The sequence below is a fragment of the Blautia difficilis genome (assembly GCF_014297245.1).
Taxonomy (GTDB): Bacteria; Bacillota; Clostridia; order Lachnospirales; family Lachnospiraceae; genus Blautia_A; species Blautia_A difficilis.
In genome coordinates this window covers 1-8049 of sequence record NZ_JACOQG010000052.1, presented here as the reverse complement: position 1 = coordinate 8049, position 8049 = coordinate 1, and the positions used below count along the sequence as shown (strand labels likewise).

The following is an 8049-nucleotide window of genomic DNA, read 5'->3' as shown; positions in this document are numbered from 1 at the left end:
GGTAATCCTCAACAGCAGCAATTTTTTCTTCAACTGTACACTTGGGTTTTCTACCCATAAAAATACCTCCAAAGTAGATTTTGGTTATTTAACCTGTCTACTTTAGAGGTATCATATCACCAGCCAGCGGATGCTTTTTATTTATAAAATTATTTATCCAATTATCTGTCCCTTACTATCAGGAACCCTGTTTTTCAGAAAACCTATTTGCCAGCTGTGCAAACTGCTCCAATGTCAGAGCTTCACCCCTTATAGTCAGAGGTAATCCACAGGCAAGAATTGCTTTTTCAATAGTCTCTTTGTCAAATGAAAGCTCCTGTGAATTCTTCAGTCCGTTAACCAGCGTCTTTCTTCTCTGATTAAAGGACGCCCGGATCAGACAGAACATCAGTTTTTCATCCTTAACCTGAACCGGCGGCTTCTCATATCTCTCCAGTCTGATCACTGCACTTCCCACTTTTGGTCTTGGCATAAAACAATTTGGCGGAACATTTGCCACAATCTCCGGTCTGGCATAGTACTGGACCGCCAGTGATAAAGCTCCATAATCCTTAGTTCCCGGACCTACCTGCATTCTGTCCGCAACTTCCTTCTGAACCATAATGGTAATAGAATCAATAGGTACCTGATTTTCAAACAGTCCCATAATAATAGGGGTTGTAATATAGTATGGGAGATTGGCTACTACCTTAATAGGACATCCTTTATTTTTTTCCAGTGCCAGCTTTCGGATATCTACTTTCAGAATATCATCATTGATCACTGTTACATTATCCCAGTCCTTCAGCGTATCCTTCAGAATCGGAATCAAAGTATTATCAATCTCCACAGCAGCCACTTCTCTGGCTGCCTCTGCCAGATATTGGGTCATGGTTCCGATTCCCGGACCGATTTCCAATACAAAATCATCTTTCGTAATTTCTGCAGAAGCAATAATTTTCTCCAATACATGCGTATCTATAAGAAAATTCTGACCAAACCTTTTCTGGAATGCAAAATTATACTTCTGCAGCACTTCTATGGTATATTTTGGATTGCCGAGATAGGGTCTGGTCATAATCATTACTTCCTTTTCTTTTTATTTCTGTTTTATTATTTACTAAAATCTTTCTCATAAAGAACAATATAGCCGTCTCTGTCTATACGTTTTTTGGAAATGTTTCTCTTAAATTTACGGATTCCTCCCTGGGATTTAAGAATGGCGGTATCAATCAGATTCTTTACTGCCCCTATATTCATAGGCTGATCCTCTTTCTGATTAATTCCAATCAGATTATACAATGCGAGCATTCCCATCTGATCAATGGTATATCCATTTTCTTTTGTATAAACTCTTGCAAAATTAACCAATTCATCATTTGTAAAGACCGGAATATTGATCATAGATGTAAATTTCTTCACAATTTTAGGATATCTGGCAATAAATTTGCGCATTCCTATTTTTTCATCCTCTATGATAACAGTCAGTCCATCTGTTTCCTTTTCCATCGCCTTATCCAGCATTTCCACTGTTTCCTGGGTCAGTTGGTTGGCATTCTCAATTACAAGAAAACCTCCGGAAAGCTTTTCAAAAATCTGATCTATCGGTTTGCCATTGATCTGATCTGCAAATACATAAGCAACCTTTGAAGCTTCCAGATTCAGCTCTTTGCATATTGCAGGAATCAAACCGGAAATCAATCTGGTCTTACCGCACTCTTTTCCCCCCATAACAATAATATTGCCTGTCCTGGATGTCTTATCTGCTGCAGCCTGTTGTGCATCACACAGGGTATTGAGCAACTGTTCCCTCATACCCGGAATTTTTACAAAATATGTAAAAAGCTGCTTTTCATCATCATTCAGTATTTTTTCTCTTGGAATGATGTCCCTGGGATCTTTTTCATCCTTGGGCTGGATTGACTCTATAAATCTTTCCAGTTCTTCTTCCTCTGACAAATCTTCATTGTCTTCCGGATTCTGCAAAACATTAATGGTTTCTTCATCCTGGTCAGCAGGAGCGTCCATATCTTCCAGATTATAATCTGCATTCAAATCTTTTTTTCCTGCAGGACCATGGAGAAATTCTTCCTCTGCACTCTTAAGATCCTCTTCTGTAACATCATCCTCTTCTTCAAATGGCATGATATTTGGAACCTTAAGGTCTCCGGCTTTTACCTCTATATGGTCACCAAAAGAATCACTGGTCAGAAAATCCGGCTTTTCCAGATCATCTGAAAGTTTTTTATCTTCTCTCTCTTTTTCCTCTGGTTTTTCTGCTTTTGTAGATTCTTCTTTTAAAGGTTCTTCCTTTGGAATTTCAATTCCCTGTGCACTTGCAGCTGCCAGAATCGTATCTTCAAGATTAAATTCCTTACCCGATTTTTCCATTTCGGCAAAATCAACCTTTTGAATATCCTCAATCTTAGGCGCACTGCTTGGCTCCATATTTTTCATGGAATCAGGAATTTTCAATTCCGGAAGTTTCATCGTTTTTCCAAAATCTTCTTTTTCTTCCTGATTTTCGTTTACTTTCTGGTTTTCCGGCTGTTTATTAATAACAGGACTTTCTCCGGGTTTTGCTGGTTCTGCTTCCAGTTCCGGTACATTTTCAGGTTCTTTTTCTGTACTATCTGTCTTTATAATTTCTTCAGGAATCTGATCTTCTTCAGTTTCCGTCACTTCCTCTGAACTTTCCTTTTCTTCATTCAGTTCTTCATCCGCTTTCTTTCTGGCTCCTCCAAAAATATCCCGGATTCCTTTTGAAATTTTATCCTGAATGCTCTCAGCCCCATCGTTTTCTCTGCTATTCTTTTCGATTCTTATAATCTCCGGCTGTTCTTCCTCTTCTGTGGATTCTTCTGAAGTTTCTTTTTCCAGGTCCTTTTCTTCCTCAGAATCTTCCGGTCTATCCTGCTCTGCCTTTTTAATATTTCCTGCTTCTTCAGGCTTGATCAGCTTTGGAACAAACTGTTTCTCATATTTTGCCTTCTCTTCTCCTGTCAGTTCTCCCATACGCTGTTTCAGGTCATATGCTTTCATTACATATTTTCCTTCACTGAACCAGAGAATAATCTCATTACACAGCTCAAGACTCTTTTCTTTTTCCCCGGCTTTATAATATAATGCAGCCAGTTCATAAGACCATTTTTCTGTAAATTCGTGTTCCTTGTATTCTTCCAGGATTTTGATCTGTTCGTCCAGTGAAATATTCTTCACTCTGGCAATTTTATACTGAAGAATATATTGAGAGCTGTCATTTGGTGCCACCTGTTTATATTCCTCATAAAACTCAGTAGCCTCATCAACATTTTTCATTCTCAAAGAAATCTCAACCAGTCGATACAGGATATTTTTTCCAATAGATGCTTTATGATATGCCAGTAAAAATATTTCCTTACTATCCTCATATCTTCCATTGGCTGCATATATTTCACCAACTACACATAAAGTACGGACATTCTTTACCCGACGCCAGTCTATACTGTCCACAATGTTCATCGCACCTTTATAATCCTTATTCTGAACCAGCTTATTTATCTCTTCAAGCTTGATTCGAAATTCTTCCTTGTCCAATGTTTTCACCAACTTTCCATAATTGTTTCCAGTGTAACATAAGCCTATAACCTTGTCAAAAACTTCATTCACAAATACTTCCGTTTACGACCTGAAATATTTTGTTTATATGAAATCTGTGACTTATAAAATCATCCAGTCCTGTACAGGTTATCATGGTCTGTATATCATGTATACTATCCAGCAGATAAGTCTGTCTGCTGCTGTCCAGTTCAGACAATACATCATCCAGAAGCAGAACCGGTGTATCTTTTATTGTTCTTTTTACAATATAAATCTCAGATAATTTAAGTGAAAGTGCTGCTGTTCGCTGCTGTCCCTGAGAACCATACCTGCGGATATCAATTCCATTGACCTCCATACACAGATCATCTCTGTGTGGACCGGCTGATGTTATCTTCATCCTCATATCTCTTTCCCTGTTTTCAGAAACAGTTTTCTCCAGTTCCTGCCCAGGACAGCTCGGCTCATAAATAACCCTTAGATTTTCTGTTCCCCCTGTAAGATTAAAATGAATATTCTGGATGATCTCATTCAGTTCTTCCACAAATCTTTTTCTCTTTTCAATAATGCGCCTTCCATATTCCACCATCTGCATATCCCAGATATCAAGAGTTCCCTTCAATCCCGGCTGCACATACATATCCTTCAATAATTTATTTCTCTGATTGACAATATGATTATAAGATGCCAGATCCTTCAGATATATTTTATCCAACTGACACAGTTCCATATCCAGAAAACGTCTTCTCTCTCCAGGTCCATTTTTGATAATATTCAAATCTTCGGGAGAAAAGAACACCATATTTACCACTCCAAATAATTCACTTGCCTTTTTGATCGGCAATCCATTTATGGCAACTCCCTTAGCTTTATTTTTTCTGAGATGCATATCTATTTTGTAATTAATCTGGTTTCTGTTTACCATCATCCGGATATGTGCTTCTTCTTCTCCGAACTTAACGATTTCCTTGTCCTTGCTTCCTCTGTGAGATTTGGTTGTTCCGCATAAATAGAGGGATTCCAGAATATTAGTTTTTCCCTGTGCATTATTCCCATAAAAAATATTGGTTCCTTTGTCAAAGGTAAGCTCCAGTGAATCATAATTTCTGAAATTTTTCAACTGAACAGATTCAATATACATTTATTCACCTGACTACTTTAATTTCTTTTCCGTCATAGGAAACAATATCTCCTTCATAAACCTTGCGTCCACGACGTTCATCAACTTCACCATTAACCTTTACCAGGCCATCTGTGATCACATACTTTGCCTCTACTCCATCTTCTACCATAGAAGCAAGCTTCAGTAATTGTCCCAGCTTTATAAATTCATCTCTTATTTTGATCTCTTCCATTTTCATTTACTCCCTATCTTGTCTGATTCTGGTTGATATTAACAGGCAGGATCAGATATGTGTAATTTTCATCATCATCCCGGATAAAACATGGTGCTTTTGGATTTACCAGGTAGATACTGATGGTTTCATCATCAATAACCTTAAGGGCATCAATCAGAAATCTTGGATTAAATCCAATCAGAATGTCCTTTCCTTCCTTGATGATATCAATATTTTCATCCATGGAACCCATTGCAGAATCAATGCGCAGCTCCATTGTATTATCTGAAATCTCAATAATGATCGGTTTCTTTTCTCCCTCACGTACCAGAAGGGTTGCACGGTCAATACAATCCAGAAATTCTTTTTTATTGATAGAAATTTTAGTTTCATAATCGCTGGATAACATCTGATCAATACGGAAGTATTCTCCTTCGATCAATCTGGATACCACGATTGTCTGATCAAATTCAAAGAGGATGTGATTCTTTGAAAAATAAATATTTACCAGATCATCAATTTCACCTGAAAGAATCTTACTGATTTCATTTAAAGTTTTACCAGGCACTACAACCTTACGATCTGAATAATCTTTTTTAAGTTCCATTCGTCTTATAGCAATGCGGTGGCCATCCAGGGAAACAATTTTCAGACAATTGTCCTTAATTTCAAACAGTTCACCAGTCATTAATTTGTTGGTTTCGTTAGCTGCAATTGAGAATATTGTCTGACGAATCATCTCCTTTAAAGTAAATTGAGAAACAGTAAGGCATTCTTCTCTTTCAATTATTGGGAGATATGCAAAATCTTCTCCGGATTTACCAGGAATCGTAAATTTTGCTTTTTCACATGTGATAATAGCTGTAAGTTTATCGTCTGTTTTAATAGTAACATCGTTATCCGGAAGTCTTCGAATGATTTCATAGAGAATTTTAGCATCCAGAGCAATCATTCCTTTTTCTTCAATAGTACCTTCAACGATAGTTTCAATACCTAGTTCCATATCATTGGTAGTAAATTTAATTTGATTTGTAGTTGCATCTATAAGAATACATTCAAGAATAGGCATTGTTGTTTTAGAGGGTACTGCTTTCAGGGAGATACTTACACTTTTGAGTAAGCTGTTTTTGGAGCATATGATTTTCATAATGTGTATAACTTCCTTTCTGTTGAGTGTGTGTTTTTTATAGATAAATATTTAAAAGAAATCCGTCGTATCCGCCGTAGGGGATGTGAATATGTGAAAAACTATATTTAAGGCAGTAAATAAAAGGGTTTGAAGTATGGATAACTTCGTGTAAAAACAAGGTTGAAGTATGTGAATAACTTGTGTAAAACTCAAATCAAAAATCTGGCGAAAAAGTTTTACACATTTATACACATAACTTCAACATTTTATACACATTGTATTCCACAGGTTATCCCCATATAGTAACTTATTAAATTTATGTTTGTGGATTAATTTTTTTCTTTAAGGTTTCAATTGTGTTTTTAAGGTTATCGTCAGAGACAATTTCTTTTTCGATTTTGTCAATTCCATGCATGATCGTAGTATGATCACGGTTGCCGAGACATTTACCTATGGATTTAAGAGGTGTGGATATGATTTCCCGGCAAAGGTACATAGCAATCTGACGTGGCATTACAATTTTGGAATTTCGTTTATTTCCGTACAGGTCTTCTACAGAAACATCAAAGTGTTCTGCAACCATTGATATAATATATTCTGGTGTGATCACTTTCTTTTCGTTTGGAGATATGATGTCCTTCAGTGCCTGTTCTGCAAGTTCTAAGTTAACTTCCCGCTGCTCCAGTTTTGCAAAAGCCATAACCTTATTAATAGCTCCTTCCAGCTCACGGATGTTGGATTTAATATTATTGGCAATGTATTTGATGACTTCCTCATTGATATCATAGCCATCCATTTCTTCTTTTTTATGGAGGATAGCCATTCGGGTTTCATAATCAGGCAGTGTGATATCTACAATAAGACCCCATTCAAAACGTGAACGGAACCGCTCTTCCAGGATTTCCATATCCTTTGGTGGTTTATCTGAAGAAATAATGATCTGTTTTCCTGCACTGTGCAGACTGTTAAAGGTGTGGAAAAATTCCTCCTGTGTAGATTCCTTTCCTATAATAAATTGAATATCGTCAACCAGAAGAACGTCAATATTTCTGTATTTTTCACGGAATTTGGTCATTGCAGTATTGTTTCCGTTACGGATGGTCTCAATCAGTTCGTTTGTAAATTCTTCACTGGTAACATAGAGAACCTTACTGTTTTCGTCATGATCTATAATAAAATGTGCAATGGAATGCATCAAATGGGTTTTTCCCAAACCTGCTCCACCATAGATAAAAAGTGGATTATAGGCATCACCTGGTGATTCTGCTACGGCAAGAGCCGCAGCTTGGGCAAATTTATTATTGCTTCCCACAACAAAAGTATCAAAAGTATATTTGGGATTCAGATGAGCTTCTTCACATCTTGTATCCTGAGACTGAACCTTTGGTGCTGCGGCTTCCTTTTTGGGTACATCTTCCGGCAGGATAAAGTTTATTTCGCAATTTTCCATACCAGTGACTTCGCTGATAGTAACCTGAAGGGGTAATTTATATTTTTTACTGATATAGTTCAGTCCGACTTGTTCAGATGGAACGATAATAGTCACAATATTTCCTTCAACCTGATAAACAGTAAGGGGTTTCAGCCAGGTTTTGAAAGAAACATCGGACAGATCATGTTCTGTTTTGACGATTTGCAGGATTTCATCCCATTTTTCCACAACTTTGTTCATTTTTGGTTCTCCCGGTTCCTTCTAAATTATATATAATAATAAAAGATATTCTATAATCTCTAAAATGGACATAAATATCCATATATATATTATAATAGAATATTGGTTTTCGCAATGAATATTTGAGGGAATTGTGGAAAAAAAAGTTATCCCCAATTTTTATGTGGATTAGTGTGGATAACAGTGTATAAAAGTAATGTGGTTACCATAATGTGACAAAAGGATACAAAATTCTCCCTAAATATGTGTATAAGTTTATACACTGTCGAAAAAGAGAAAATAAAGGGGGTGAATCCAATGGGAAAGATATTCGGAAGTCGGAGCAAAAAAGATAATATTTCTAATAAGGGAGG

6 protein-coding genes are annotated in these 8049 nt (G+C 36.7%); all 6 read right to left on the bottom strand.

The window, feature by feature from the left end; genetic code table 11:
• Positions 1 to 178: 178 nt before the first annotated feature.
• Positions 179 to 1057, bottom strand: coding sequence for a 16S rRNA (adenine(1518)-N(6)/adenine(1519)-N(6))-dimethyltransferase RsmA (gene rsmA / locus H8Z82_RS16210; protein ID WP_186995685.1), 879 nt, complete (start codon positions 1055 to 1057; stop codon positions 179 to 181).
• 35 nt (positions 1058 to 1092) lie between these two features.
• Complete coding sequence (locus tag H8Z82_RS16205) at positions 1093 to 3564, bottom strand: tetratricopeptide repeat protein (RefSeq protein ID WP_334298267.1); 2472 nt, start codon at positions 3562 to 3564, stop codon at positions 1093 to 1095.
• Positions 3565 to 3619: 55 nt separating this feature from the next.
• Positions 3620 to 4699: a DNA replication/repair protein RecF gene (recF, locus tag H8Z82_RS16200; RefSeq protein ID WP_019163346.1), complete on the bottom strand. Its 1080-nt coding sequence runs from the start codon at positions 4697 to 4699 to the stop codon at positions 3620 to 3622.
• Positions 4700 to 4703: 4 nt separating this feature from the next.
• Complete coding sequence (locus tag H8Z82_RS16195; protein ID WP_019163345.1) at positions 4704 to 4913, bottom strand: RNA-binding S4 domain-containing protein; 210 nt, start codon at positions 4911 to 4913, stop codon at positions 4704 to 4706.
• Between the two features lie 13 nt (positions 4914 to 4926).
• Complete coding sequence (dnaN, locus tag H8Z82_RS16190; protein WP_186995684.1) at positions 4927 to 6042, bottom strand: DNA polymerase III subunit beta; 1116 nt, start codon at positions 6040 to 6042, stop codon at positions 4927 to 4929.
• A 298-nt stretch (positions 6043 to 6340) separates the two neighbouring features.
• Positions 6341 to 7696 carry a chromosomal replication initiator protein DnaA gene (dnaA, locus tag H8Z82_RS16185; RefSeq protein ID WP_019163343.1) on the bottom strand — a complete coding sequence of 452 codons (1356 nt, stop codon included), beginning with the start codon at positions 7694 to 7696 and terminating at the stop codon, positions 6341 to 6343.
• Positions 7697 to 8049 lie beyond the last annotated feature (353 nt).

Coding starts and splice junctions, on each gene's coding strand:
- rsmA (WP_186995685.1), bottom strand. CDS start 1,057: ATGACCAGACCCTATCTCGGCAATCCAAAATATACCATAGAAGTGCTG.
- dnaN (WP_186995684.1), bottom strand. CDS start 6,042: ATGAAAATCATATGCTCCAAAAACAGCTTACTCAAAAGTGTAAGTATC.
- H8Z82_RS16195 (WP_019163345.1), bottom strand. CDS start 4,913: ATGGAAGAGATCAAAATAAGAGATGAATTTATAAAGCTGGGACAATTA.
- dnaA (WP_019163343.1), bottom strand. CDS start 7,696: ATGAACAAAGTTGTGGAAAAATGGGATGAAATCCTGCAAATCGTCAAA.
- recF (WP_019163346.1), bottom strand. CDS start 4,699: ATGTATATTGAATCTGTTCAGTTGAAAAATTTCAGAAATTATGATTCA.